At 58.8% G+C, this 24,952-nt stretch carries 23 protein-coding genes; 17 read left to right on the top strand and 6 right to left on the bottom strand.

Going from position 1 to position 24,952, the window contains the following annotated elements:
* Window positions 1-113 precede the first annotated feature (113 nt).
* From PFY00_RS07210 to PFY00_RS07190, 5 genes are all read left to right on the top strand, one after another.
* Window positions 114-1,949, top strand: coding sequence for an ABC transporter ATP-binding protein (locus PFY00_RS07210; RefSeq protein WP_271431860.1), 1,836 nt, complete (start codon window positions 114-116; stop codon window positions 1,947-1,949).
* Between the two features lie 14 nt (window positions 1,950-1,963).
* Window positions 1,964-2,866 (top strand): endonuclease/exonuclease/phosphatase family protein, encoded by a 903-nt coding sequence (locus PFY00_RS07205; protein WP_271431859.1) that lies wholly within the window; start codon window positions 1,964-1,966, stop codon window positions 2,864-2,866.
* Between the two features lie 64 nt (window positions 2,867-2,930).
* Window positions 2,931-4,088, top strand: coding sequence for an acetylornithine deacetylase (gene argE, locus PFY00_RS07200; protein ID WP_271431858.1), 1,158 nt, complete (start codon window positions 2,931-2,933; stop codon window positions 4,086-4,088).
* Entirely contained in the window at window positions 4,085-5,428 is a 1,344-nt protein-coding gene (locus PFY00_RS07195; protein WP_271431857.1) for an NAD(P)/FAD-dependent oxidoreductase, read from the top strand. The genes argE and PFY00_RS07195 overlap by 4 nt, the downstream gene beginning before the upstream one ends.
* Before the next feature lie 162 nt (window positions 5,429-5,590).
* Entirely contained in the window at window positions 5,591-6,754 is a 1,164-nt protein-coding gene (locus PFY00_RS07190; RefSeq protein WP_271431856.1) for a M20 aminoacylase family protein, read from the top strand.
* 51 nt (window positions 6,755-6,805) lie between these two features.
* Here the strand turns inward: PFY00_RS07190 and rsgA are convergent, their stop codons facing one another.
* Window positions 6,806-7,831 carry a ribosome small subunit-dependent GTPase A gene (gene rsgA, locus PFY00_RS07185; RefSeq protein WP_271431855.1) on the bottom strand — a complete coding sequence of 342 codons (1,026 nt, stop codon included), beginning with the start codon at window positions 7,829-7,831 and terminating at the stop codon, window positions 6,806-6,808.
* 192 nt (window positions 7,832-8,023) lie between these two features.
* Here rsgA and PFY00_RS07180 point away from each other — a divergent pair, with 192 nt between their 5' ends.
* From PFY00_RS07180 to mltG, 4 genes are all read left to right on the top strand, one after another.
* Window positions 8,024-8,824: a glycosyl transferase gene (locus PFY00_RS07180; protein ID WP_271431854.1), complete on the top strand. Its 801-nt coding sequence runs from the start codon at window positions 8,024-8,026 to the stop codon at window positions 8,822-8,824.
* 11 nt (window positions 8,825-8,835) lie between these two features.
* Window positions 8,836-9,273, top strand: a complete 438-nt coding sequence (locus tag PFY00_RS07175) for a GNAT family N-acetyltransferase (RefSeq protein ID WP_271431853.1) — start codon at window positions 8,836-8,838, stop codon at window positions 9,271-9,273.
* Window positions 9,274-9,390: 117 nt separating this feature from the next.
* Window positions 9,391-10,653 (top strand): beta-ketoacyl-ACP synthase II, encoded by a 1,263-nt coding sequence (fabF, locus tag PFY00_RS07170; protein ID WP_271431852.1) that lies wholly within the window; start codon window positions 9,391-9,393, stop codon window positions 10,651-10,653.
* Window positions 10,654-10,657: 4 nt separating this feature from the next.
* Complete coding sequence (gene mltG / locus PFY00_RS07165) at window positions 10,658-11,815, top strand: endolytic transglycosylase MltG (protein ID WP_271431851.1); 1,158 nt, start codon at window positions 10,658-10,660, stop codon at window positions 11,813-11,815.
* Between the two features lie 9 nt (window positions 11,816-11,824).
* On the opposite strand, the gene opgC is transcribed toward mltG, so the two are convergent.
* Window positions 11,825-12,949, bottom strand: coding sequence for an OpgC domain-containing protein (opgC, locus tag PFY00_RS07160; protein WP_271431850.1), 1,125 nt, complete (start codon window positions 12,947-12,949; stop codon window positions 11,825-11,827).
* Between the two features lie 413 nt (window positions 12,950-13,362).
* Here opgC and PFY00_RS07155 point away from each other — a divergent pair, with 413 nt between their 5' ends.
* Window positions 13,363-13,704 carry a hypothetical protein gene (locus PFY00_RS07155; protein ID WP_271431849.1) on the top strand — a complete coding sequence of 114 codons (342 nt, stop codon included), beginning with the start codon at window positions 13,363-13,365 and terminating at the stop codon, window positions 13,702-13,704.
* Window positions 13,705-13,847: 143 nt separating this feature from the next.
* On the opposite strand, the gene PFY00_RS07150 is transcribed toward PFY00_RS07155, so the two are convergent.
* Window positions 13,848-15,056 (bottom strand): DegT/DnrJ/EryC1/StrS family aminotransferase, encoded by a 1,209-nt coding sequence (locus PFY00_RS07150; RefSeq protein WP_271431848.1) that lies wholly within the window; start codon window positions 15,054-15,056, stop codon window positions 13,848-13,850.
* Between the two features lie 124 nt (window positions 15,057-15,180).
* On the opposite strand from PFY00_RS07150, the gene PFY00_RS07145 reads away from it, so the two are divergent.
* Window positions 15,181-16,482 (top strand): MmgE/PrpD family protein, encoded by a 1,302-nt coding sequence (locus PFY00_RS07145; RefSeq protein ID WP_271431847.1) that lies wholly within the window; start codon window positions 15,181-15,183, stop codon window positions 16,480-16,482.
* Window positions 16,483-16,499: 17 nt separating this feature from the next.
* Here PFY00_RS07145 and PFY00_RS07140 read toward each other — a convergent pair whose 3' ends face one another.
* Complete coding sequence (locus PFY00_RS07140) at window positions 16,500-17,906, bottom strand: aminotransferase-like domain-containing protein (RefSeq protein ID WP_271431846.1); 1,407 nt, start codon at window positions 17,904-17,906, stop codon at window positions 16,500-16,502.
* A 94-nt stretch (window positions 17,907-18,000) separates the two neighbouring features.
* Between PFY00_RS07140 and PFY00_RS07135 the strand changes: the two genes are divergently transcribed.
* The 5 genes from PFY00_RS07135 (at window position 18,001) to rpsI (ending at window position 21,093) form a co-directional block, all read left to right on the top strand.
* Window positions 18,001-18,228, top strand: a complete 228-nt coding sequence (locus PFY00_RS07135) for a DUF1127 domain-containing protein (RefSeq protein ID WP_271431845.1) — start codon at window positions 18,001-18,003, stop codon at window positions 18,226-18,228.
* A 301-nt stretch (window positions 18,229-18,529) separates the two neighbouring features.
* On the top strand, window positions 18,530-19,039 hold the full coding sequence (gene speD / locus PFY00_RS07130) for an adenosylmethionine decarboxylase (protein WP_271431844.1): 510 nt from the start codon (window positions 18,530-18,532) through the stop codon (window positions 19,037-19,039).
* 77 nt (window positions 19,040-19,116) lie between these two features.
* A complete protein-coding gene (gene speE / locus PFY00_RS07125; protein WP_271431843.1) occupies window positions 19,117-19,965 on the top strand; it encodes a polyamine aminopropyltransferase in 849 nt (282 codons plus the stop codon).
* Window positions 19,966-20,137: 172 nt separating this feature from the next.
* A complete protein-coding gene (gene rplM / locus PFY00_RS07120; RefSeq protein WP_271431842.1) occupies window positions 20,138-20,596 on the top strand; it encodes a 50S ribosomal protein L13 in 459 nt (152 codons plus the stop codon).
* Window positions 20,597-20,598: 2 nt separating this feature from the next.
* Entirely contained in the window at window positions 20,599-21,093 is a 495-nt protein-coding gene (rpsI, locus tag PFY00_RS07115; protein WP_271431841.1) for a 30S ribosomal protein S9, read from the top strand.
* A 66-nt stretch (window positions 21,094-21,159) separates the two neighbouring features.
* Here the strand turns inward: rpsI and PFY00_RS07110 are convergent, their stop codons facing one another.
* Window positions 21,160-22,803 carry a metallophosphoesterase gene (locus PFY00_RS07110; protein ID WP_271431840.1) on the bottom strand — a complete coding sequence of 548 codons (1,644 nt, stop codon included), beginning with the start codon at window positions 22,801-22,803 and terminating at the stop codon, window positions 21,160-21,162.
* A gap of 79 nt (window positions 22,804-22,882) precedes the next feature.
* Here PFY00_RS07110 and PFY00_RS07105 point away from each other — a divergent pair, with 79 nt between their 5' ends.
* Window positions 22,883-24,022: a glycosyltransferase family 2 protein gene (locus PFY00_RS07105; RefSeq protein WP_271431839.1), complete on the top strand. Its 1,140-nt coding sequence runs from the start codon at window positions 22,883-22,885 to the stop codon at window positions 24,020-24,022.
* On the opposite strand, the gene PFY00_RS07100 is transcribed toward PFY00_RS07105, so the two are convergent.
* Complete coding sequence (locus PFY00_RS07100) at window positions 24,009-24,923, bottom strand: sulfotransferase family protein (protein ID WP_271431838.1); 915 nt, start codon at window positions 24,921-24,923, stop codon at window positions 24,009-24,011. The two genes, PFY00_RS07105 and PFY00_RS07100, sit on opposite strands and share 14 nt — an antisense overlap.
* Window positions 24,924-24,952: the final 29 nt, after the last annotated feature.

Here is a 24,952-nt window from a genome sequence, read left to right as displayed (position 1 = left end):
CGAAACCGCAGTTTGTGCAAATTGCAAGCTTTGCCTTCAACAAATCGCTCCAAGGGTTTGACTCTGCTTCGATCCTGCCGATAGCGTCAGCACATATCACAGGGATGACGGCCATGCTGGACACTACCGATACCACTACACCCATTGCGCGTATCGAAAAACTTCGGGTTGAATTCGAAACAAAGGACGGAACCGTTGTCGGCGTCGAAGATGTGTCCTTTGACATCGCGCCGGGGGAAACGGTCTGCGTCGTGGGCGAATCGGGTTCGGGCAAATCGGTGTCATCCCTGTCGCTGATGCGACTCATTGATTATGGCGGCGGTGATATTGCCAATGGTCGACTTTTGTTTGACCGCAAAGACGGCGGCGAGGTCGATCTGGCTAAGACGGATCAAAGCCTGATGCGGACGATTCGCGGCAATGAGATCGGAATGATCTTCCAAGAGCCGATGACCGCGCTGAACCCGGTCTTTACGGTTGGTCGCCAACTGACCGAAGGCCTGCGGGTCCACCGGGGCATGACCAAGGCGCAGGCCGAAGAGCGCGCGCTGGAATTGCTGCGCGAAGTACGCATTCCTGAACCGGAGCGGCGTCTGGCTCAGTATCCGCACGAGCTTTCGGGCGGTATGCGTCAGCGGGTGGTTATTGCCATGGCCATGGCCTGCAAACCGCGTCTTTTGATTGCGGACGAGCCGACAACAGCGCTGGATGTGACCATTCAGGCCGAAATTCTGGCTCTCATGGACCGGCTCAAGCGCGAAACCGGCACGGCGGTCATGTTCATCACGCATGACATGGCAGTCGTCGCACAGATGGCTGATCGCGTTGTGGTCATGTTCCGTGGGAACAAGGTCGAAGAGGGCTCGGTCGAGGAAATTTTTGAAAACCCCAAGCATCCCTACACGCAGGCGCTGCTCGCTGCGGTTCCAAAGCTGGGTGAAATGACGGGCAAGGATTTGCCGGAGCCAATGAAACTGCTTGGCCACGAAGATCAGCCGATCGTGCCGATTACGGGCAGCGATGAGGTGCTGTTGACGGTTGAGGGGCTGACCACACGCTTTCCGGTCAAGGGTGGCTTTTTCCGCCGAACGGTTGCGAATGTGCACGCGGTCGAGGACGTCTCGTTCAAGATCAACAAGGGCCAGACACTCAGCCTTGTCGGCGAGTCGGGCTGCGGGAAATCCTCGGCGGGCCGTTCCATTTTGCGATTGGTTGAGCCGCTGAAGGGCAAGATCGATCTGGACGGAACCGATGTGATGGCCCTGAGCCCGGCAAAATTGCGAGAAGCCCGGCGTGAGATGCAGATGATCTTTCAAGATCCCTTTGCCTCGCTGAACCCGCAAATCCAATTGGCCGATCAGGTGGCCGAGCCAATCCACAACTACGGAACCCATTCCGGCAGCGATGTCATGGACGTAGTGGGCAATCTGTTTGACCGGGTCGAGCTGCCACGCAGTTTCATGCGCCGTTTCCCGCACGAGCTGTCCGGCGGCCAGAGGCAGCGGATCGCTATTGCCCGTGCTCTGGCACTGAACCCCAAGCTTATCGTGGCGGATGAGGCCGTGTCGGCGCTGGACGTGTCCGTGCAGGCGCAGGTGATCAATCTGATGATGGAACTGCAGGCGGAACTGGGGCTGTCGTATCTGTTCATCAGTCACGACATGGCGGTTGTCGAACGGGTCAGCCACAACGTCGGTGTGATGTATCTGGGACGGATCGTTGAATTGGGTCCGCGCCGCGCGGTCTTTGAAGATCCGCGCCATCCTTATACGCGGGCGCTCATGAAGGCGGTTCCGATCGCCGATCCGCGGCGCCGCAAGTCCGAGAAGGACCTGAACTTCAAACCCATTCCGTCTCCGATCCACCCGCTGGATTACAAGGTCGAGCCATCGCAGTACGACGAAGTCAGCCCCGGCCATTTTGTTCTGACGACGGACAGCGGGTACTGAGGCTGCAGTTGTTCATGCGCTGGGTCCGGCACGCGATCTGGGTGATTGCGGCACTGGTGCTGGGTGCCTGCGGGACGCATCTTTGGAACAGTGCGGGCGGAGCGGTCCCGCCGCATTCTGGCACCGGGCTGCGGGTGGCCACGCATAACGTGCACTACATCATTCTGTCGCGAGAAACCGGCGCTTGGTCTTTGCAGGATTGGGAAACGCGCAAACCCGCGTTGGATACGGCCTTCAAGGCGTTGGACGCCGATCTGGTCGCCTTTCAGGAGATGGAAAGCTTTGCCCGTGGCAGCGATGGGTCTGTGAACCTCGCGCGGGACTGGTTGCTGGATCGAAATCCCGATTACGCCCTTGCCGCGCATGGCGACTGGCAGAGCTTCCCTGTGACCCAGCCGATTTTTTACCGCAAAGACAAGCTGACGCTCAGAGATCAGGGGTGGTTCTTTTTCTCTGACACGCCGGATGTCATCTATTCGCGTACTTTCAACGGCTCTTGGCCCGCGTTTAGCAGCTGGGCGGAATTCGAAGACAGGAAGGGCCGTGTCTTTCGGGCCTACAATGTACATTTCGAATACCGAAGCGCATCCAACCGCCGGCTTTCGGCCGAGCTGGTGGCGAAACGTCTGACTCCGGTTGTTCAATCAGGAATGCCTGTGGTGGTCTTGGGGGATCTTAATGTCCTGCAGGGCTGGGCTGCCATGGACCGGCTGGCCGAGGCAGGCCTGTCGTTTCTCAACCCGCCGGGCACCACGTACCACCTGAACGCGGGTATCAACCTGCTGGGTGCGATCGACCATATCGGACTGTCCCAACAGTTGAAATCCATCGGCGGCCCCTATGTTTTGCGTGGTAAATTTTCGGGCGATTGGCCATCGGATCACTATCCGGTGGTGGCTGATTTGTCCTTTGACTAAGCCGGGGCTGTGAGCCTCTGGCCAAGACCGCTACACTCGTCCCGACTCGTGCACAGGAGCTTTCATGCCAACCCGCCTTACGCCTCGTGAAATCCTTGAAAAACTGGTGTCTTTCCCGACGGTCAGCCGCGATACGAACCTGCCGCTGATCGACTGGGTCGAAGACTACATGAGCGGGCAGGGGATTACGTGCCATCGTCACTACGATGATGACCGCCAGAAAGCCGCTCTTTTTGCGCATGTCGGCCCCGAAATCGAAGGCGGCGTGGTTCTGTCCGGGCATACCGACGTGGTGCCTGTAGATGGACAGCCCTGGACGTCCGATCCCTTTACCGTCACCGAGCGGGACGGAAAGCTCTATGGCCGTGGCACCACGGATATGAAGGGGTTCGATGCGCTGGCGATCTGGGCCATGGTCGAAGCGACGTCACGCGACATCAGCCGCCCCCTGCAAATCGCCCTGAGCTATGACGAGGAGGTGGGCTGCACCGGTGCGCCGCCCCTGATCGAGGCGATGCAGGCCCTGCCGCGCGCCAGCGATGTGATCGTGGGAGAGCCGACCATGCTCAAAGCGGTGACCGGGCATAAGGGAGGTGTCACCTATTGGGTGCATGTGCATGGTTTTGAGGTTCACAGCTCGCTCATGTATCGCGGCGTTTCCGCAGTTATGGAGGGGGCCAAGCTGATTGACTGGGCCAATCAGCTGAATGCTGAACAGGCTGCAGCGGAGCCGCAGGGCATGGCTGCGCTGTTTGATCCGCCCTACACCAATGTCCACGTTGGGCAGATCAGCGGCGGCACGGCCCACAATATCACCGCCAAGGACTGTGAGTTCGGTCTTGGGTTTCGGGTTGTTCCGGGTGAAACACTGGATCAATGGCGCGCTCTGGCCGAGGCCAAGGCCGCAGAATTGACCGCTGCGATGCAGGCCGTGCGCCCCGAAGCGCATATCGAAATGGAAGAAAAATTCGCGCTTCCACCTTTTGCTCCGACCCAAGACAACCACGCCGAACAGCTGGTCCGGCAGATCACGGGGGACAATTCGGAAAACCACGTCAGCTACGGCACCGAAGCCAGCCATTTTCAGACTGTCGGCTACAATGCCGTTGTGTGCGGTCCAGGCAGCATCGAGGTCGCCCACCAACCGGACGAATACATCACGGTCGCGCAATTCAACGAAGGGCAGCGCTTTATGGAAAAGCTGCTGCAGCGTTTGGAATGACTTTTCCGTTTCGCGACGAAGGCCCGGTCGAATTCGCTGGGCCACTGCCCGAGCGCGCCGACATTGTGGTGATCGGTGGCGGCGTTATCGGCATTTGCACAGCGCTCTATGCTGCGCGCGAGGGGCACTCGGTTGTTGTGCTGGAAAAAGGGCGTGTGGCGGCAGAGCAGTCCAGCCGGAACTGGGGCTGGATTCGTGTTCAGGGGCGCGACTTTGCGGAAATTCCGATTGCCCAGCACAGTCAACAGCTTTGGGAAACGCTCGAACAGGAATGCAATGGCCGTCTGGGCCTGAAGCCGCTCGGCATTTCCTATCTGGCCCGCAGCGAAAAGGATCTGTCGGGTTTCGAAGAATGGCTGGCCGAAGCCAAACCGCATGGCGTGTCATCGCGCATGATGGGCCGCGCAGAAACCGATACGCTTCTGGGCTGCGGGCAGGGGCCTTGGGTCGGGGCCATGCATACGCCAACGGACATGAAGGCCGAACCATGGGTGGCTGTGCCGGAACTGGCTCGGCTGGCCCGTAACTCTGGCGCCCGGATCATTGAGCGTTGCGCTGTCCGCATGCTTGATCGCGAGGCGGGGCGCATCACAGGTGTCATCACCGAGGCGGGTCGGATTGCCTGTGATGCCGTGGTCATGGCGGGTGGGGCCTGGTCGTCGTTGTTCCTGCGGCGTCACGGGGTTGATATCCCGCAACTCTCTGTCCGCTCAACGGCGCTGGCCACCGCGCCACTGCCTCAGGTTCTGAATACGGCCGCTGTTGATGACCGGATGGCGATGCGGCCCCGGTCAGATGGCGGTTACACGCTGGCGCCTGCGGCCTATGCTGAGCTGTACGTCGGGCCGGATGCCATTCGCCATGCCCGGCGGTATCTGCCTCTTGCGTTGTCCGGTGATTTCGACGTCGTCGTCCGGGGACCCGCGCCGCGCGGCTACCCTGACGCCTTTACAACGCCGCGCCGTTGGAACGCCGATGAAACCAGCCCCTTCGAGACCATGCGCATCCTTGATCCCGGAGCCAGTCCGGCAAAGGTGCCAGAGCTGAAGCGCCGGTTTGCACAGCTCTATCCGCAGCTGGGTTCCGTAGACAGCAAGGCATCATGGGGCGGCATGATCGACGTCTTGCCTGACGTTGTTCCCGTGGTGGACCGTGTTGACAGCATTCCTGGTCTGACAGTCGTGACCGGCATGTGTGGTCATGGCTTTGGGGCGGGTCCGGGCTTTGGTCAGATTGCGGCGCGCCTCGCGGTGGGGGAAGACCCCGGTTTCGATCTGAGCCGGTTTCGGATATCGCGCTTTTCGGATGGCTCGAAGCTTCAGCGCGGACCGAATCTGTAATTTTCGGCGGTATATTCGCGGCTTGTAAGAAGTGGCCGGAAAATGCCAAGCTTTGCAGAGAATGAAAACGAGGGTGCGTCTGGGCCGACGGTGCGTTGGCCCTATTCTATTTGTAATAGACCCTATCGCCGCAGTGCAGGCGACCAGAAACGGAGAATACCCATGCCAGTCAAGAACCGCTTTGCTGAGCTACAATCAGAAATTACCGAGTGGCGCCGGGACATCCACGAAAACCCTGAAATCCTGTTTGAAACCCATCGCACCAGTGCGCTCGTGGCAGAAAAGCTGCGCGCTTTTGGCTGCGAAGAGGTTGTCGAAGGCATCGGCCGCACCGGCGTAGTTGGCGTCATCAAGGGGCGGAACACCAGCTCGGGCAAGGTGATTGGCCTGCGCGCCGATATGGACGCGCTGCCGATCCACGAACAGACCGGTCTCGACTACGCGTCGAAAATCGATGGCGCGATGCATGCCTGCGGCCACGATGGGCATACAGCGATGCTCTTGGGGGCGGCCAAGTATCTGTCCGAGACACGCAATTTCGATGGCACCGTGGTGGTGATTTTCCAGCCCGCCGAAGAAGGCGGCGGCGGCGGCAAGGAAATGTGCGATGACGGCATGATGGAGCGTTGGGGCATTCAGGAGGTGTACGGAATGCACAACTGGCCGGGTAAGCCGGTTGGCACATTTGCCATTCGTGAAGGAGCGTTCTTTGCGGCGACCGATCTGTTTGACATTCATCTCGAAGGTCTCGGCGGCCATGCGGCTAAGCCCCACGAAACCGTGGACACCACCGTCATGGGCGCGCAGTTGGTCACCGCGCTGCAAAGCATCGCCAGCAGAAACGCCGATCCAATTGACAAGGTTGTGGTGTCGGTCACGTCTTTCGAGACTTCGTCCAAAGCCTACAACGTCATTCCGCAGCGCGTGCACATCAAAGGCACAGTGCGCACGCAAAGCGAAGAGATGCGCGATCTTGCAGAAGAGCGGATCAAGGGTATTTGCGCAGGCATAGCAGCCACCTTTGGCGGGCAGGCCGAGATCAACTACAACCGCAACTATCCGGTCATGGTTAACAGCCCCGAACAAACAGAGTTTGCAGCCGAAGTGGCCAAATCCATTTCAGGGCAGTGCGACGAAGCGCCAATCGTCATGGGCGGCGAGGATTTCGCCTTTATGCTCGAAGAACGGCCCGGCGCCTACATTCTGGTCGGCAATGGCGATACGGCGATGGTGCATCATCCCGAATACAATTTTAACGATGACGCGATTCCCGCGGGTTGCAGCTGGTGGGCGGAAATTGTCGAGCAGCGTATGCCAGCCAGCTAAGCTGGAATTTCTGGCTAGATTGGATTGAACTGATGTTGGATCGGGGCGTTTCTAGCGCCCCGATCTGTGTTTTTTGGCCTTCATGGTGCCCTTAACCATTTTGGTGAATTGTTTGTCCCGGGCGCGCTGCCGCGCGATCGAGGCCGAATTCTGCGCATCTTCGCGCTGCAGTTTGCGCCAGCGTTCCAGCCTGTCAGGCTCTAATGAACCGCCCTTGATGGCTTTTTGGATGGCGCAGCCCGGCTCGCTTTCGTGGGCGCAATCCCTGAACTTGCAGGTTGAAGCGAGCGAAACCAGATCATCAAAAACCTCGTCAATGCCATCCGAAGTGTCGGCCAGCTGTAATTCGCGCATACCCGGCGTGTCGATCAGCCAACCACCGGTCAGGGTTGGCACCAGCGACCGTGATGTCGTGGTGTGCCGCCCCTTGGCGTCGTCGCTGCGCACGCTCTGCGTTGCCGCGCTTTCGCCGGTCAGCTTGTTTCGCAGCGTCGTTTTGCCAACCCCCGATGACCCAAGCAAAGCCAGTGTTTGACCGCCGTTGCACCAAGGATGCAGGCGCGCGACGTCTTCGGTGTCTTTTGCATTGATCGCCAGCGCTGTCAGATCAGGGGACAGCGCCTGCGCCTGTTGCAGATAGGTTTGCGGATCTTCAGCAAGATCGGGCTTGGTCAGGATCACCAAGGGCAGGCATCCGGCCGAGGCCGCAAGCGCGAGGTAGCGTTCCAGACGTGGGATGTTGAAATCGGCATTGCAGCTTGAAACGATCCCGAGCGTGTCGACATTGGCCGCAATTCTTTGGGAATAGGCCACGTGTCCGGCTGCTTTGCGTGACAGGTTGCCCTGCGCCTCCAGACGCCGTTGCGCATGTACGCCATCGTGCAGCACCCAATCCCCGACCGCGTAGTCACCAGCCGGTTCTGTCGGAATCAGGCGCAGGGTTCCGTCCGGGGTCAAAACACTCAGCCGATCGCGGTGGACTTCGGCCACGCGGGCTGGGGCCAGCTCAGCCTCGTCGGGCTGCACTTGTTCGGCGAAGGTCTCGCTCCAACCCAGCGCGCTCAGGGAAATGGTCAAGGCGTCATGTCCTGCAGTCCATGTGTTGGCGCAGCGTTCCGGGTGCAGCGCAGAAAGTTGAAGGCGTCGTGAACACCACCATAAAGACCCAAGGGTGGGCCCGGCCCGTGATTTGTCGCGGCATGGTACTGTTCGGTGATCCTGCATTGCAAGCCACTGGTAAGCGATGATGTGCCCTGCTAAAGCGCGGGCATGACTGATCCCGTAAACATCATGTGCATCAAATGGGGCACGCTTTTCGGCCCTGAATACGTAAACCGGCTTTATTCCGGGGTGCGTCGCAACCTGTCGCGCCCAGTGCGGTTTTTCTGCATGACGGAAAATGCCGAAGGTCTGCATCCGGACGTCGAAGTGCTCGATTTGCCGGTTGAGCCTTTTGCCGATCCGATGAATGCCGCGCTTGAAGTGGCCAATCGTCAGGGGGCCATGCGCAAGACGTCGTTGTTCCGAAAAGGGCTGGTTCCTGACCTGAAAGGGCCGGTTCTGGGCTTTGATCTGGATGTTGTGATCACCGGGACCCTCGATGACATTCACGATCTGGCTCCGGGCACGGTGGCCATGCGGCATGACTGGACCGAAAAAAGAAAGGGCCGCCCGACGGGCCATGGCTCTGTTTTTCGGTTTGACCCGGCGCTGCATGGGTTTTTGTACGATGATCTGGCGGCTGATCCCTACAATGTGGTCGAAGAGGCGCGCGGGTCTGAGCAGCGCTATACCTCTCACAAGGCGATGGACCGCGGCGTTTTCACCTATATTCCAGAGCCTTGGGTCGTTTCATTCAAGTATGATTGCAACCCGTTCCCGGTCAATTACCTGCGTGCGCCAACCTTGCCGCAGGATGCGCGGGTCGTGTGTTTTCATGGCCGCCCCAAGATGGATCAGGCGATCACCGGCTATACGGGGTCCTTCATTCGCCGGTCCAAGCCATGTGCTTGGCTCGAGGAGCATTGGGTTACCCGATCTAAACAAGACCTTGGCAGAGACTGGGCATAGCACAGGGTTTCGTGCATACAGACCGAATGCGGGTCGAAATCACCGATAAATCCAGCGAAGACGCAGACAAGCGCATCGACAAGGGGCTCGACGATCACGTTGAAGACCTTGGCATTGCTGCAGCGACGTGCCGTGATCTCTATGTTTATTGCTATAGCGACGATGGCGCGACCTTCCTCGGGGGGCTGCGCGGCAACACGGGCAACGGCTGGTTTCACATCTGGCAGTTTTGGGTGGATCGGGACCATCGGGGCGGCGGTCTGGGTACGCAGATATTGCAGACTGCAGAGGCCGAAGCCCGCAAGCGGGGATGTCACAGCGCGCATGTGGACACGTTGGGGCATCAAGCCCCCGACTTTTACCGGAAACATGGCTACACCTGTCTGGGTGAGCTGGAAAACTACGTGGCGACTTCGCCGTTGCTGTTTTTTCGCAAATCGCTCGCTTGATCCAAAGCGCTCCAATAAGCCCGCGACTTGCTGCGCAGCACTACGCCCCGCTCTTGCCCCCGGATAGGCTGCTGGGGTAAGAGCAGGCAACGAGCATTTTGAGGGAAGGGCAGAGCCATGGCACGTCGCGTTGTGGTCACCGGGTTGGGTCTTGTTACACCGCTGGGCAGCGGTGTCGAAACCGTATGGGAACGTCTGCTGGACGGACAATCCGGTGCCGGTCCAATTACCAAATTCGATGCCAGTGCGCTGGCCACCACCTATGCCTGCGAAGTGCCCTACGGAGATGGCACGGACGGGACATTCAATCCGGATGATTGGATGGACAAGAAAGAGCAACGCAAGGTGGATGAATTCATCCAGTTCGGCTTTGCCGCCGCGGCGCAAGCCGTGGAGGACAGCGGCTGGAAGCCCGAAGACGATGAAGGCCGTGAAAGAACGGGCGTGATGATCGGTTCGGGCATCGGTGGTCTGAACGCCATTGCACAGACCGCTTTGCTGATCCGCGACAAGGGCCCACGGCGTGTTTCGCCATTCTTTATTCCCGGCGCGCTGATCAATCTGATTTCCGGCAATGTCAGCATCAAGTTCGGCTTCAAAGGCCCAAACCATGCGGTTGTGACCGCGTGCAGCACCGGGGCGCATGCCATTGGTGACGCAACGCGCCTGATCAAATACGGCGATGCCGATGTGATGGTTGCTGGCGGCGCGGAAACCGCGATTTGCGAAATCGGCATTGCGGGTTTCAACGCCTGCAAGGCGCTGTCGACCAAGCGGGCAGACGATCCGGCCAAGGCATCGCGCCCCTATGATGGTGACCGGGATGGTTTCGTCATGGGTGAGGGTGCGGGCGTTGTCGTTCTGGAAGAATACGAACACGCCAAAGCACGCGGCGCCAAGATCTACGCCGAAGTATGCGGTTACGGCCTGTCCGGCGATGCCTATCACATCACGGCTCCATCCGAAGACGGCGAAGGCGGGGAACGGTCCATGCGGGCGGCCCTGAAAGATGCCGGGATCGAGCCTGCAGCGATTGACTATATCAATGCGCATGGCACCTCGACCATGGCGGACACGATCGAGCTGGGTGCGGTTGAACGCTTGCTGGGCGACGCGGCCAAGACCGCCACCATGTCTTCGACCAAATCCGCGACAGGCCACCTGCTGGGCGCTGCGGGCGCGATCGAAGCGATCTTTTCCATCCTCGCGATCCGCGATCAGGTCGCACCGCCGACGATCAACCTCGACAACCCGGCGGTGGAAAGCCCGCTGGATCTGGCACCGAATGCCAAGCGCGAGCGTGAGATCAACTATGCCCTGTCCAACAGCTTTGGTTTCGGGGGCACCAATGCCAGCGTTATCTTTGGAAAAGTGAGCTAACTGAATGTGGCGCCATATTGCTTCGAACGCGCTGACCTTTCTGGTTGTCGCGGTTTTCCTGCTTGGTGGCGTCTTGCTGTGGGCGCAGAACGAATATCAGGCAGAAGGTCCGCTGGACGCGCCGATCTGCCTTGAGGTTCCGCGCGGTTCGACCATGTCGCGGGTGTCCAAAAATCTCGAAGACAAGGGCGCGGTCAGCAGCGGTGCGATGTTCCGGCTGGGTGCCGACTACACCGAAAAGACAGGCCAACTGAAGGCGGGCAGCTATCTGGTGCCCGAGGGCGCATCCATGGCCCAGATCGTGGACATCGTTACACGTGGTGGCGCTTCGACCTGCGGAACCGAGGTGGTCTATCGTATCGGCATTACACGCGCGACTGTTCAGGTGCGCGAACTGAACCCCGAAACAGGCCGTTTTGAAGAAAAGGCCAGCTTTGATCCGGGTGAAGGCGCCGCGCCAGAAGTCTATGCCAGTGTCAAACAGCAGGCAGACACGCGGTATCGCATCGCCTTGGCCGAAGGCGTAACCAGCTGGCAGGTGGTTCAGGAACTGGGGCAGGTTGATATTCTCGAAGGCAGCGCCGAAGTTCCCGATGAGGGCAGCCTTGCACCGGACAGCTACGAGGTCAGCCCCGGCGATACGCTTCAATCTGTTCTGACCCGGATGCAGCGCGCCCAAGAGGTGATCCTTGCCAACGCCTGGGCCAACCGCGCTGATGGCTTGCCGCTGGATAGCCCTGAAGAGGCGTTGATCCTTGCCTCAATCATCGAAAAGGAAACCGGCGGGCCGGATGAACGTTTTGATGTGGCCTCGGTCTTTGTGAACCGCCTGCGCCGCGGTATGCGTCTGCAAACTGACCCTACGGTGATCTACGGGATAACCAAGGGCGAAGGCATTCTGGGGCGCGGTCTGCGCCAATCGGAACTGCGCCGCGAGACGCCGTGGAACACCTATGTGATCCCTGCGCTGCCGCCTACACCGATTGCGAACCCGGGCCGTGCCAGTATCGAAGCCGCACTTAACCCGGCGCAGACTGACTACATCTTCTTTGTGGCCAAGACGCTTGATCCGCGCGACGGGCATAATTTTGCGGAAACGCTGGATGAGCATAATCGCAACGTCGCGGCCTATCGCAAACTGGAAGCAGAGCGCGACAACTAAGGCACGCGGTTAGGCGCGGCGCTGGAACAGCCGCTGCGTTGCGCTGTCGAGCAGTCGCGCATAGGTGCGGCTCCACCAAAGTGGAATCCCGAGCGCAGCGGTGTTGCGCCGGGCATGTCCCATCAGCGCCAGCAGTGACAGCCCTATAAGAAACGCAAGGGCGACAGGCATTCCTATGACACGTGGCAGGTCGAATTGGGGCAGGGCGTTCAGGACCAGATTACCCATTGCATAGACGAATAGGGTCTGACCTCCGATCCGGGCCAATATATCCAGCGTTGGCGCGAGAATGCGCATTTTGGTGGCTGCGGTGATTGTTAGTGCCATTCCGGCAAAGGCAACAATGCCGACAGCAAAGTAACCGGGATGGTTGATCCAGCGGTTTGCCAGAAATCGCCGGCCGGCCTCCATAAGGCCAAAAGACAACTCCGACAGGATCACCGCGCAGGCCACAACTAAAATTGCAACGGCAATGGCAGGGCCGCGCCGTCCGGTCAGAAACTCGCCCACCGCGATCCCGAAGCCGAGGAAGGTCATGGCAGGCAGCAGTCCCGGCCCATAGCCGGGCCCATAACCCAGAAAGAAGCTGGAGGCATAGGTAGGCTCGCCCAAGATGATCCCCCACCAGGGCTGAGCCAGCCAGCCGGCTGCGGCAATGATCAGAACAGGCACAGACCCATATCGCGACAGAACCGGCCAGATCGCCAGCAAGATCACAAACAGCGCTGCATAGATCAGGAATATTTCGTTGAACCGTCCAAACGCCAATCCAAAAACGCTTTGCCACCCTGCCTGAAAACCCAGGTTCCCCGAAAGGACAGCGACAAAGGAAAGAAGGATTGCCAATCCCCAGCAGGTCACAAATCGCGTGACGATCCGATGCTTGATCTTTGGCAGATCGGCGCCAGCGCGAAACTTTGCGAGATAGGCAATCTCAATCATCGCGCCGAACAGGATGATGAAACACGGAGTCGCCAGTCGCGTGGCCGGTACGAACAGGTGAAAGTCTGAAACGAACTGGATCTTAACGTGGTCCAGCATCGCCAGAAGCACTGTAATGCCACGCAGGACATCGAGCTGGCTGTATCGCTTTGTGTTGCGACCGCTAGAGTGCTGGGGGTTTGAACTGTTCATACTCTGAACTACGCAACCCATCGAGTGAGCACATCCGCGTCAAAGGTGTGACGCGGCTATCTTTGGAATAGGGGGCTAGCCCGTCCTTGTGGGCTCAGGTGGGCTTGGACTGTCGGAATTCAGCGGTTTTTTGATGAGATTCGCAGGTGATTCTGAGCAAAAAAACAAAAAATGAGCATCGTTCATGAACACCATTCACAAAAATACACCTAATTTACCAATATAAAACAGAGACTTGCAAAAAAGGTAAGGAATCCTTGGATTGAGAGCCAAGGAATTAAAAGCGACAAACGTCTTACTTTACGAAGCCAAGCCAAACAGGGGCGCACACCTGAAGCGGCAAAGCTGATCGCCGGGGAACTTCCCCAACACTGCAAGTTACAAAACTGAACACTTTTTAAAGGAATAAACCAATGACCACTTTTGCAAAAACCGCACTGATTGCTCTGACCGTTGCTGCTGGCGCTCTTGGCGTTACATCCGCTGCACAGGCAGAAACTGTCGAAATCATCACAGCCATCGGCTTTGGCGAAACCCAGACATACGCGACGGTCGAAGCCGTTCGGGCTTGGGTGATCGAAGCCACCCAGATGTACGGCAACGGCGACTGGAACACCGCGTTCCGCACCGAAATGGATTGCTTCAAGCAAGGCAGCTCGCAGTACACCACAAATTCGATTGTCATCGGCGGTGACGTCACAGCCGCATGGTCCTGCACGGTAAAGGGCATCCCGCTCGCCGCGATCCAGGGCTGATCTGATCCTCCCTGCAGCCAGACGCGTACTGGTCCCTCACGCGCAGGCTGCCCCCGGGATCAAGGCCCGCTCTCTGTCCCAATGTCCGGCCCGATCCCGCAAGGCCTCTTCCTCAGACGGAAGGGGCCTTTTTCTGTCCGGTGTCAGGCTGCGGCCTGAAAAACCGCCGATACCTCGGAGCGGATGATGTCGGCGATCAGCCTGCAATCGTCCAGACTGAAGGTCAAAGGCAGACGCATGTCCACGATCGAGGCCAGTATGCGATCACTGGCGGGCATGGGGGACGATTGCGCATAACGCCAGCTGTCATAGCGTGACGTGAATCCGACGGGTTCCGCGCCGCCAAACCATTTGAGTTCAACGCCGCGCGCCGCGCAGCGCCGGATCACATCGTCTACCGCAGCTTTGTCCCAATCGAGCAACAGAAACTGGATGGATGATCCGACATAGGTTTCTTCGTCGGGGCGTTCTGCCAGCGTCAGGCCGGGCGTTCCGCGCAGGCCGGCCTCAACCGTGTCATAGCGTTCATTCCACCGCGTGACCTGTGCGGGCAAATCCGCGATCTGCGGACGCAGAATGGCAGCCCTGAGGTTGTCCATGCGTCCGGACATATTGGGCGTAACGTATTTGACCTGTTCAAAGACCTGTGGATCAGGCGCAGCAAGGTGCCGTTCATAGAGCATGTAGCTGCCCGATAGCATGATTGCCCGGGCAGCGATCTCTTCGTCGTCGGTGATCAGGAAACCACCTTCGCCGGAATTGACGTGTTTGTAAGTCTGGGTCGAAAAGCAGCCTACAGCCCCAAAGCGGCCGGAGGCCTTGCCGCGCCAAGCCGCGCCCATGGTGTGGGCGCAGTCTTCGATGACTGTGATCCCGGCAGCATCACAGATCTGCATCAGGCGATCCATGTCGCACAGATGGCCGCGCATATGCGACAGCATCAGAAAACGGGCCTGATCGGCCTTGGCCTCCAGATCATCGAGATCAATCGTCAGGTTTTCGGTCACGCCGACAAAGACCGGTTTGCCACCGGCGCCTGCAATCGCGCCCGGAACCGGGGCCAGTGTAAAGGCGTTTGTCAGAACCGCTTCGCCCGGCTCTAGCCCGCAGGCCCGCAGCGCGCATCCCAGCGCATAACCACCAGAGGCTGCGGCCAGACAAAATCGCGCGCCGGTCTGGGCGGCAAATTCCTGTTCCAGCAACGCTGTTTCCGACAACTCGTCAGGCGCGGTGTTGTAGCGGTGAATGCGGCCCGATTGCAAAACCCGCAATGCAGCTTCGATGCCAACCTGCGGGATGGGTTCTTGCTGGGTGAAAGAGCCGTCGAAACGGGGGGCAGGTGTCTGTGTCATGACAAAAGTCATGGCCTGCAAGCCCGCGTGGGTCAATCCGTGCAGAACGCCATTCTGTGTCTATCCGCGACATTTGTGGTCGGTGGTCGTCTAGGCAGGACGGGTGCAGGCGTTAGGCTAAGGTATGCACAGTCTGGATTTCATAGCCCAGCTCGACTGGGACACTCTGCCGGAGCCGGTCCGGATCAGGGCGCGCCAGTGCCTGAGGGATCTGATCGGCGTTGCGGCAGGCGGTTTGAACACCAATCTAAGCGCGATCATCCGTGACCATGCCGCGTTCGATTTGCCCGGCGAAATGCCGATGATGTTTGATCACCGCAGCGCCGCGCCCGCAGCTGCAGCCATGGCGATGGGCATGACAATCGACAGTTTGGACGGCCATGACGGATACAATCCGTCCAAGGGTCACGTTGGTTGCCCTTTGCTACCGGTCTTGCTGGTCCTTGGGCATCTCAAACAGGTATCCGGCCGGGAATTCATGACTGCTCTGGTGGCGGGCTATGAGTTTGGGGCGCGCGCTGCGGCGGCGCAGCACGCAACCGCGCCTGACTATCATACATCAGGCTCATGGGGGGCGGTTGCGGGCGCTGCGGCGGGTGCTCGGCTGATGGGCCTGTCAACCGAACCTGCGCGGCACGCGCTCGGGATCGCGGAATACCATGGCCCGCGCAGCCAGATGATGCGCTGCATTGATCATCCAACCATGCTCAAAGACGGGTCAGGCTATGGGGCGATGGCGGCTGTGTCTGCGGTACAGTTGGCCGCGCGCGGCTTTACCGGAGCGCCGTCACTGATCGCTGAGCAAGCTCCGGAGTACTGGGGAGATTTGGGCGACAGTTGGTTGATCTTGCAGCAGTATTTCAAACCCTATCCGGTTTGCCGTTGGGCGCAGGCTCCGGTGGAAGCCATTCTGGCACTGCGGTCGGCGCATGGATTGCAGTCCGCCGACATTGCCGAAATCACGGTCGAAAGCTTTCACGAGGCAATCAGGCTGGCTACCGCAGAGCCGAAAACCACTGAAGAGGCGCAGTATTCAACATCCTTTCCCTGTGCCGTGGCCATGGTGCGGGGCAGGGTCGCGCCTGCCGATCTGGATGGTGCTGCCCTGCATGATCCGGAAATCCTGCGGCTGTCGCGTGGATTGCGCATGACGGAGTCCGAGCAGGCCAATGCAGTTTTCCCCGAAACGCGGCTGGCCCGCGTGACCCTGGCGCTGCGCGACGGGCGCAATCTGGTTAGCGATTGGCATCAACCGCGATGGGATCCGGATGTTCCGCCAAGCGAAGCGGAACTGTCTGAAAAATATCATGAATTGGCGGACCCTGTGTTGGGTCCGGAACGGGCCAGGGCCATTGCCGCGACAATTGAGCGACTGGAGGACGCGCCGCTGACCGCTCTGACTGACCACCTCTTTGGCGCGGTCTGATCCGGCCAAGGGTGTTGTCAGATCGCGATGGATTCAGGTGGATTGTCCAACAGATCCCGCAGGCGGTGCATGGCCTGATCGAACTGTTCCAGCGACACCTGCGCATTGATCGCAATGCGTACGGCATGGGGGGTGCGTTTGTCGCGCAGGGCGAATTCATCGGCCGCCCGTAATTGCACGCCGACACGTTCGGCAGCGCGCACAAAGGACACGGCCCGCCAACCCTGTGGCAATGACAACCAAAGGAACGGCACATCCTGTCTCCATGTCAGATCGTAACTGCCCAGCACGTTTACGGCACTTCGGATGTAGCGGGCATAGTCGGCCCGCACGGCATCCAGCACCCGATCCAGATCCGGGCTGGTCAGCACTTGTGTTGCGACATCGGCCAAGGGTTGGGCCAATCCGAAAAAACCGTGTTCGGCAACGCGGCGCAATTCAGATTGCCAACCGTCCGGCGCGACGACAAAGCCGATCCGCAGGGCAGGGGTGATGGACTTCGAAATGGAAGCCACATGCCAACCTTGCTGTGGCAGCAGGGCTCGATAGCTTTGGCCCGTGCGTGCGCCGATCCGATAGCAATCGTCTTCGGCGACATGAAAGCCGCGCCGCCGGGCGACGCGTGCGATTTCTTCGCGTCGTGACTGCGGTGTGACCAGAACGGTAGGGTTGTGCACTTCGGGCGAAGTGCAAAGCAGTTGCGCATCATAGCGGCGCGCCAATTCGTCCAGAGCGTCTGGAATGATTCCCTTGTCATCCATGGGCACATCGATGACTTCGGCGCGGATCAATTCAGCGGCGCGTCGAAATCCCGGGTAGGACAGCTCTTCGACCAGAACCACCGGTTTTGTGCCCCGCAAACAGGCCTGCATCACCAGTCCAATGCCGTTTTGCCCGCCATGTGACAGTACCAGATCGTCTTGACTGACCGCACCCAGCGGCGTGTCAGCCAGCCAATTCAACGCGGCTTCGCGCGCGGGTTTGAAACCGCTCCGGCTGGGATAGTTCATCAGGCGGTCCGCCGGATGCATGGCGACCTGCGCAAAAGCCTGCCGCACCATATCGCATTGGCCATGATCCGGCAGTTTTGGCGAGACAAAGCTGATAGGCGCATCGGGATCGCTGGTTTGAACCGTGGGCCACGGAGCTTCGGGCAGAAGGGGGCGGGGGCGCTTGACCGGATCAGCCACATAGGTTCCGCGTCCGACCTCGGCCATGAGCGTGCCTTCATCCGTAAGGATCGTATAGGCGCGGGCCACTGTTCCGGGCGTTATCTGCAATCGCCAGGCAAGATCGCGCACCGGCGGCAGCTTCTGACCGACCGGCAATTCTTTTTCGGAAACGGCTTCACGGATCGCGATCGCAAGCGCCCGGTACTTTGGGCCCGAAGGCTGCGATTCATAACGCTCTGAAATTGTATCCATAACAATGTTTCCATAGACCGGTACGATTTTTGATTGTACTTAATTTTGTACCGAATGAATTGATATTGTGTCAATACAATTGAAGGAGACCGTCATGACACAGACCGCAATGAACCCCGCTCTGGCCTATCTGGCTGATGCCCCACGCCTGCCGATCCTGGCAACGGCGGCGCTGCGTGTGGTTGCGTTTGCGGTCAAGTGCCATGAACGCGCGCGCACCCGCCAAAGTCTCTCGCATCTGGACCAATATTTGTTGGACGATATTGGTGTTTCCCCTGCTCAGGCACGGCGTGAAGCATCGAAACCATTCTGGCAGTCGTAAATCCCTGCGTTTGTCAGATAACTTCGGGGGCGGCCCACTCTCCCGCCTCCGATTTTTGGGTTTTTCCCGCTTTTTGAATGTACTTGGTACAATGTCCGCCGCGAACTTGGTACATTGTACCGGGCCTGCCGACAGCGACGGACCACCTGTCCTGGCAACGTCGTTGAAAATAATCCTTGAACGAGTCAGCATTGCCCCCTAATTGGGCCGCACTTTCGGACCCGATCCTAACCCGCAGTTCTTCTTCGGGGGGCGCTAAGGGCCGACTGGAACGCTACTGCTGGATTGAAGGAGGAATGTCATGAAAGACATCGACCTCTTCCAACTGGGGTACGGTCTGGCAACAGGCGCCCAAGAGGAAGACACCAAACGGGGTCTCGCACAGAGCTGCGATCCCGTAATTGCCCCAAACTCTGTTGAAAACACGGATCGCGACGATCATTTCGTGCGGCGCGATGGCGCTGTCTTTGCCGGAACGCATCTGATTATCGAAGTGGTCGAGGGCGCGGGGCTGGATGACGAAGCGCGTATTCAACAGGCCTTTCGTGACTGCGTGGATGCCTGTGGCGCCACGCTTTTGCACATTCACACGCACAAGTTCAGCCCTCAAGGCGTGAGCGGCGTGGCCGTTCTGGCCGAGTCGCACATCTCGGTGCACACTTGGCCCGAAATCGGCTATGGCGCGTTCGACGTGTTCATGTGTGGTGATGCGCAGCCCTGGAAGGCTGTCGATGTATTGGCCAAGGCGTTTGAGACGGCTGACATTCGCGTCCGTGAACTCAAACGCGGTGAAGGGCTTATCCCCGGATAATCCCCGCAATTCCCGAAAAACCTATCCTGAATGAACGGCCCGTTTTGACCGGGCCTTATGCCGTAGAGGAGACACGCATGTCCGAATGGATCCGTGAGCCGCTTCACGATGGCTGGGCGCAAACACTGCGCGCAGATGAAACGCTGTTTGACAGTGCCACGGAACATCAGCGCCTGCGGGTTTTCGAAAACGCGCGTTTCGGTCGAATCCTGACGCTGGACGATGTGGTTCAGACCACCGAAGGCGACAATTTTATCTACCATGAGATGATGACCCATGTTCCGATCCTTGCGCATGGCGCGGCCAAGCGGGTCTGTATCGTCGGCGGTGGTGATGGCGGGATGGCGCGCGAAGTTCTGCGCCATTCATCGGTCGAGCAGGTGACGATGGTGGAAATCGATGCCGGTGTCGTCGAATTCTCCAAGCGGTATCTGCCGATGCTGTCGCAAGGCGCGTTTGAAGATCCCCGTCTGGATCTGGTGATTGCTGACGGCGCAGATTTCATGCGCAATGCCGAAGGCGAAGAGTTTGACGTGATCATTATCGACTCAACCGACCCGATCGGGCCGGGGGAGGTTCTATTCACCGATACCTTCTATGGGCACGCCAAGCGAGCCATGGCCGCGGGCGGGATCATGGTCACACAAAACGGTGTTCCCTTTATGCAGGGTGATGAGCTGACTGGGACAATGCGGGCGTTTCAGGCGCTGTTTGACGACGCGACCTGCTATCTGGCCACCATTCCGACCTATGCTGGTGGGCCAATGGCATTTGGCTGGGGGACGGACAGCACAGCCCGATCTGTATCGCTCTGCGAACTGCAAGAACGCTTTGCCAAATCCGGGCTGGAGCCGGATTACTATACGCCCGATGTGCATCAGGCGGCCTTTGCTTTGCCCGGTTACGTGCAGAAACTGATCCCATGACCTCCGAATTTACTGGGGTAAAATAATACCGTAATTTTAAGTATATGATTTTGCTTAATTATTTTGGGATTGTCGCGCTTGACTGGAAAAGCACCGCGTATATAACCGCGCCATCAGTTACCACGGCCGGGCAGAAATGCGCGGCCTGATTTACGAAAACGGAAACAGACCCATGAAAACCTATTCTGCGACACCCGCAGACATCGAGAAAAAGTGGATCGTGATCGACGCCGAGGGCGTTGTTCTTGGTCGTCTGGCCTCGATCGTTGCGATGCGCCTGCGCGGCAAGCACAAGCCGTCCTTCACGCCACACATGGACTGCGGCGACAACGTTATCGTTGTGAACGCGGACAAAGTGCAGCTGACAGGCAACAAGCGTCAGGAACACTTCTACTGGCACACCGGCCACCCGGGCGGCATCAAGTCCCGCACCAAAGAGCAGATCCTCGAGGGCAAGCACCCCGAGCGCGTTGTGACCCAGGCGGTCAAGCGCATGCTGCCGGGCAACCGTTTGTCGCGCAAGGTTATGACCAACCTGCGCGTTTACGCCGGTGCCGAGCATCCACATGAGGCGCAGGCGCCTGAAGTGCTGGATGTGAAATCGATGAACAAGAAAAACACGCGGGTTTAATCATGGCCGATCAGATCAATTCTCTGGAAGAGCTGGGTGCCGCAGCCGGTGTTGAAACCGTCGATGCACCTGTTGAAATGGCCGCCCCGCGCGAGCCGGTTCGCGATGAACTGGGCCGTTCCTATGCAACGGGCAAGCGTAAAGATGCGGTCGCCCGCGTCTGGATCAAGCCGGGCTCCGGCAAGGTCAGCGTGAATGGCAAGGAAATGAACGTCTACTTCGCACGTCCGGTTTTGCAGATGATCCTGCGCCAGCCGTTTTCGGTTGCCGGTGTCGAGGACCAGTTCGACGTCTACGCCACCGTTAAAGGCGGCGGTCTTTCCGGTCAGGCCGGTGCAGTCAAGCACGGCATCTCCAAAGCGCTGCAGCTGTACGATCCATCGCTGCGCGGTGCTCTGAAAGCTGCTGGCTTCCTGACACGCGACAGCCGTGTTGTTGAACGTAAGAAGTACGGTAAGCGCAAGGCGCGCCGGAGCTTCCAGTTCTCCAAGCGTTAAGCTTTTGCGGGTACGACCCGCGACAAACGAAAAGGCCGTCCAGCAGGGCGGCCTTTTTTGTTTTGGTCAAGGTCGGTGACAATCGTCCAGCTTGCCAAAGCTCGCGATATCTTTGGCGGTGCTCAGGCTCTGGGACTGACCGTCCTGATAAAAGGCCGTGCCATCCCAGCCGGAAGTCGCCAAGTGATTGCGCGTCAGCAGCAAAAAGCCAAAGGCGTCTTCGCCCAGCGTTTTGGGCATCCGGCCACGATATTCCATCGCATAGCCATCGTGGCGTCGATGGTGCAAACCGCGGCTGTCCATATCTGGCACCTTGCAAGGACGAAATGACAGGCCGGTTGACGGGTTGAAATATTGTCCCGGTGGCCCGTCGAGTTTCACACCGCTGTTGCCCACCACGATCTGCTGCGGCAGCGCGTTGTCACGGAAGACGACATTGGTGAACATGTGTTCATGCGCCGCCAGCACGGATCGCAGCCCGCAAGCCCCGACTTTGCCGGTGTCGTTGTAACCCTGACATTCCGGCGCGGCCCCCTGCGCCAGCGCAGCCGCGAGCGCTTCGCCCACGTGTCTGTCGACCTGTTTGGGATGGAACCCGGATGTATCAAGCCCCCAGATTGGACGATGCATCACAAAAGTTGTGTGGATTGGCAGGCCTTTCGTGGTTTTGTCCTGCGTCCAGCCAAGCGCGGTTTTGAACTCGCAAATCGCCTGTTCCCACAATTCCTGATCGGACAGAAATCCTGTCTTCTTTGTGATTGCGGTGCAGTCGAGCGTATCTGGTAGTGTTTTCCTCGAGACGCTCGGTCCCGTGCCGACAATGACAAAACGGTGCGGCGCAGTGGGGGCAAGGCTGGTATCGCGCATTTCGAAATACCACGATGTCACCAGCCGTCGATCCATTCCGCTGCAGGTGATGGACGAGTCGTTTGGCCCAAAGAAAAAGTACCAACCGTGGCCCGCCCGGTCGCAGGTTTCGTGATTGCCGCGCACAAAGGCCCAAGGCACCTGCAACAAGGGGCCGTTGGCCGTACGGGAAAAGAAATCACTGTTCCAGTTGTCCCAATCCCGGATGCTTTCCTGATCATAGCGGTAGTCGCCCAGATGGATCGCGATATCGGGGTTTTTCTGCATCGCCAGCGCGGCGATTTCGGCAAAGAAAAAACGGGTTTCGGGTTTTAACTGTTTGATTGTGCCGATCTTTGCACAGTCCTGTTTGAACCGGGATCCGGAACCGGAATTGAGGATCAACCCCCGGCATCCGGTATCACCGAAAACCACCACGCGCGGTGCAGCCCCAGTTGCGCGGCTGGCGCCGGCCAGTGTTACAGCAGTGCCATCAGGCGAGGTGACGGGCTGGCCGGCGTTGTCCAGAAGCGCCGCAGCCACCCAATCTTCGTCCATGTTCGTTTGGCATACGGTCACCTCATCGAACTGCGACGCGGGTCGATTGCTGCGCATGATCCAGGCTGGGCTCAGGGTCTGTTGCGATCCATCTGCCTTTTGTGCGCGGATTTTATAGCTGGGGCAGCTTTGCTGATCGGTAATAAACCTCAGCGACAGGTTCAGGGGCATCTCGCCATGCGCTTTGGTGATCGGGCCATCTGACCCCATAACCTGTGCCCAAGCCGCGTGAACGGATTCGGCATGGGCGGCACCTGCCATTGTGCAAAGCGCGGCAAAAGCGCTGGTAACCATGGTTTTGATCATTGGCACACCTTTCTGGAAATACACGTTTGAAATTAGTTAATGAAGGGTAACACATCTTTTGGTTTTGTCATTGCCGGTTATGCGCGTACCGCACGCTGAACTGGGCTGGGCAAATTCACTTAAGTTTGGCAAAGACATACAGGGCACGATGCCCGGCGAGACAAGGTTCGGAACGGTGGGACACCCAAGCTACACCATGGAAGACGCAGGGCAGTTGGCGCAGGTTGTGCATGGCACACCCGATCCGCAGCGCCTGACCTTGTTCTCAACCATGAAGAACGAGATGGCCTTTCTTCCGGCGTGGCTTGCCCATCATCGCGAAATTGGATTTGAACAATTCCTGATCTGGGATGACGCCTCTGACGATGGCTCGTTTGAATACCTGCGCGACCAGCAGGACTGCGTCGTGATGCACTCTGACCTTAGCTTTGGACAGGAAATTCACTATTGCGATCCCGAAGGTCAGTCGCGGTTGGAACGGGTGGGGACCTACTTTAAGATCGCCTTGCCACATCTGTTTTTTGACGGGCAGTTTGTCGGCTATGTGGATGCCGACGAATTCCTGATCCTGCCGCCGGGGGTGTCCTCTATGGCGCAGGTGATTGATCGTTTGACGGCGGCGCAATCGCCATCGGCGGTCGCCTCGGTGGTCGAGTTTTTTCCGAAGGATGCCAGTGGTTTGCAGGGCGAAATGCCTGTGGATTTTGACGATTTGATCGCCGCATATCCCTATTTCGAAGCTGAACAGCTTGTTCAGCTCGTTCCCGGTGAACAACCCATGTTGATGGGGCAATCAAAGACTGCGCGTCTGTTTGACCACTACGAGATCAAGCCAAAGCTGGAACGCAAGGGATGGCACCGTATCTGGATGCCGAAACGTGCCAAGAAGGCGCAGAGTTTTCAAAAGTCCCCACGTCACAAGACGCCGCTGGTACGCCGGGACGCACAGAGCCGTCTGACCGGCTCGCACTATGGAAATCTTCCGCCGTCACCGGATGTTTTGCTCTGTGTTGCGCATTTCGTATTCACGGCGCAATTCGCGGACAAGATCGACCGCGCCACACGCTGGGGCGCCCATGCCAATGGCGCTTCGAAGTATCGGTACTACCGGGCCTTGCTCGATGCGATGCAGTCAGGTGATGGCGGATTTCTGGGGCCGAATTCGCAGCGTTTTGAGAGCGCAGAGCAGCTCGTAACGGCAGGGCTTATGCGCTGGTAAGCACCCAGCGCGCCGAGGGCCAGAGCGTCGTAATCTGCGGTAGACGCCGGGCCACCGCTTCGTACACAGGGCGGTAGTGCAGGGCGATCTGTTGTTCCAGCTCCTCGGGCAGGGGTGCACTGCCTGAGCCGCGTGCATTGACCTGCTGGCTGCCTGCCTGCGGGTCGGCAGGCACCTCGGCAAAGTCTGAAAACGCCGCAACCCCGGCAGGGGTGAACATTTCCTCAAACAGGCAAATGTATCGCGCCTCCGGGGCAAAGCTCTGTTCCATCGCCGCCAGAGTGAGATCATAGCGCATGCGCGCGGCCGCCTCGGGGCCCGCGAAAAAGCTGCGCATGTCCTCGGCCTCGTTTTCGGAGCTGTCGATATACCCTTTTTGCTGGTCCATACGCATATGCGATCGCAGCCGGGCAACAGGATCGCGCATGGCGAAAAAGGCCCGTGTCGGTATGCCGCGTGCTTCGAACCCATCGCGGATGCCGGCCAGCATGGTCGCAGGCAAAGCCGCGTAAGAGGGTGTGATATCCCCCGTCCGGGTGATGCCGGGTTTTCCGAGCAGTCCCGCAAAATAGTCAAAGTATTCGTCGCGGTCGGTCTGCATGCGCCAGCGCAGATAGTCGCGCGGCATGGCCAGCCCCAATCGCCGTTTCAGTGCGCCTTTGACAGCACCAGCAAAACCGGGCTTTGGAACGCGGTAGCGGGAAAATACCGAGCCGAGGTCGGCTTCCCAGACCTGATATTCGCCCAGACGGCCGAAATCAGACCCGGATTGGCGCGCCAGATAGGCTTGCATCCAGCTTGAGCCGCATTTCTGTCCGCCCAGCCCCAGATAGAATACCTTGTCCAAATCGACCCCCGACTGATCCAGCGGCACCCTATGCGTTGCCTTTGGATTGATCAATCTGAGAGCCTTTCAAAACCACGATGGTC

This window comes from Thalassococcus lentus (genome assembly GCF_028023555.1).
GTDB classification, from domain to species: domain Bacteria; phylum Pseudomonadota; class Alphaproteobacteria; order Rhodobacterales; family Rhodobacteraceae; genus Thalassococcus_A; species Thalassococcus_A lentus.
Note: the sequence above shows the minus strand (reverse complement) of the source record. Positions and strands in the feature narration are given on the sequence as shown.

What these genes read in the sequence shown, in the direction of transcription:
- PFY00_RS07210 (WP_271431860.1), top strand. Translation starts at nt 114, where the DNA reads ATGCTGGACACTACCGATACCACTACACCCATTGCGCGTATCGAAAAA.
- PFY00_RS07205 (WP_271431859.1), top strand. Translation starts at nt 1,964, where the DNA reads ATGCGCTGGGTCCGGCACGCGATCTGGGTGATTGCGGCACTGGTGCTG.
- argE (WP_271431858.1), top strand. Translation starts at nt 2,931, where the DNA reads ATGCCAACCCGCCTTACGCCTCGTGAAATCCTTGAAAAACTGGTGTCT.
- PFY00_RS07195 (WP_271431857.1), top strand. Translation starts at nt 4,085, where the DNA reads ATGACTTTTCCGTTTCGCGACGAAGGCCCGGTCGAATTCGCTGGGCCA.
- PFY00_RS07190 (WP_271431856.1), top strand. Translation starts at nt 5,591, where the DNA reads ATGCCAGTCAAGAACCGCTTTGCTGAGCTACAATCAGAAATTACCGAG.
- PFY00_RS07180 (WP_271431854.1), top strand. Translation starts at nt 8,024, where the DNA reads ATGACTGATCCCGTAAACATCATGTGCATCAAATGGGGCACGCTTTTC.
- fabF (WP_271431852.1), top strand. Translation starts at nt 9,391, where the DNA reads ATGGCACGTCGCGTTGTGGTCACCGGGTTGGGTCTTGTTACACCGCTG.
- mltG (WP_271431851.1), top strand. Translation starts at nt 10,658, where the DNA reads ATGTGGCGCCATATTGCTTCGAACGCGCTGACCTTTCTGGTTGTCGCG.
- opgC (WP_271431850.1), bottom strand. Translation starts at nt 12,949, where the DNA reads ATGAACAGTTCAAACCCCCAGCACTCTAGCGGTCGCAACACAAAGCGA.
- PFY00_RS07155 (WP_271431849.1), top strand. Translation starts at nt 13,363, where the DNA reads ATGACCACTTTTGCAAAAACCGCACTGATTGCTCTGACCGTTGCTGCT.
- PFY00_RS07150 (WP_271431848.1), bottom strand. Translation starts at nt 15,056, where the DNA reads ATGACACAGACACCTGCCCCCCGTTTCGACGGCTCTTTCACCCAGCAA.
- PFY00_RS07145 (WP_271431847.1), top strand. Translation starts at nt 15,181, where the DNA reads ATGCACAGTCTGGATTTCATAGCCCAGCTCGACTGGGACACTCTGCCG.
- PFY00_RS07140 (WP_271431846.1), bottom strand. Translation starts at nt 17,906, where the DNA reads ATGGATACAATTTCAGAGCGTTATGAATCGCAGCCTTCGGGCCCAAAG.
- PFY00_RS07135 (WP_271431845.1), top strand. Translation starts at nt 18,001, where the DNA reads ATGACACAGACCGCAATGAACCCCGCTCTGGCCTATCTGGCTGATGCC.
- speD (WP_271431844.1), top strand. Translation starts at nt 18,530, where the DNA reads ATGAAAGACATCGACCTCTTCCAACTGGGGTACGGTCTGGCAACAGGC.
- speE (WP_271431843.1), top strand. Translation starts at nt 19,117, where the DNA reads ATGTCCGAATGGATCCGTGAGCCGCTTCACGATGGCTGGGCGCAAACA.
- rplM (WP_271431842.1), top strand. Translation starts at nt 20,138, where the DNA reads ATGAAAACCTATTCTGCGACACCCGCAGACATCGAGAAAAAGTGGATC.
- rpsI (WP_271431841.1), top strand. Translation starts at nt 20,599, where the DNA reads ATGGCCGATCAGATCAATTCTCTGGAAGAGCTGGGTGCCGCAGCCGGT.
- PFY00_RS07110 (WP_271431840.1), bottom strand. Translation starts at nt 22,803, where the DNA reads ATGATCAAAACCATGGTTACCAGCGCTTTTGCCGCGCTTTGCACAATG.
- PFY00_RS07105 (WP_271431839.1), top strand. Translation starts at nt 22,883, where the DNA reads ATGCGCGTACCGCACGCTGAACTGGGCTGGGCAAATTCACTTAAGTTT.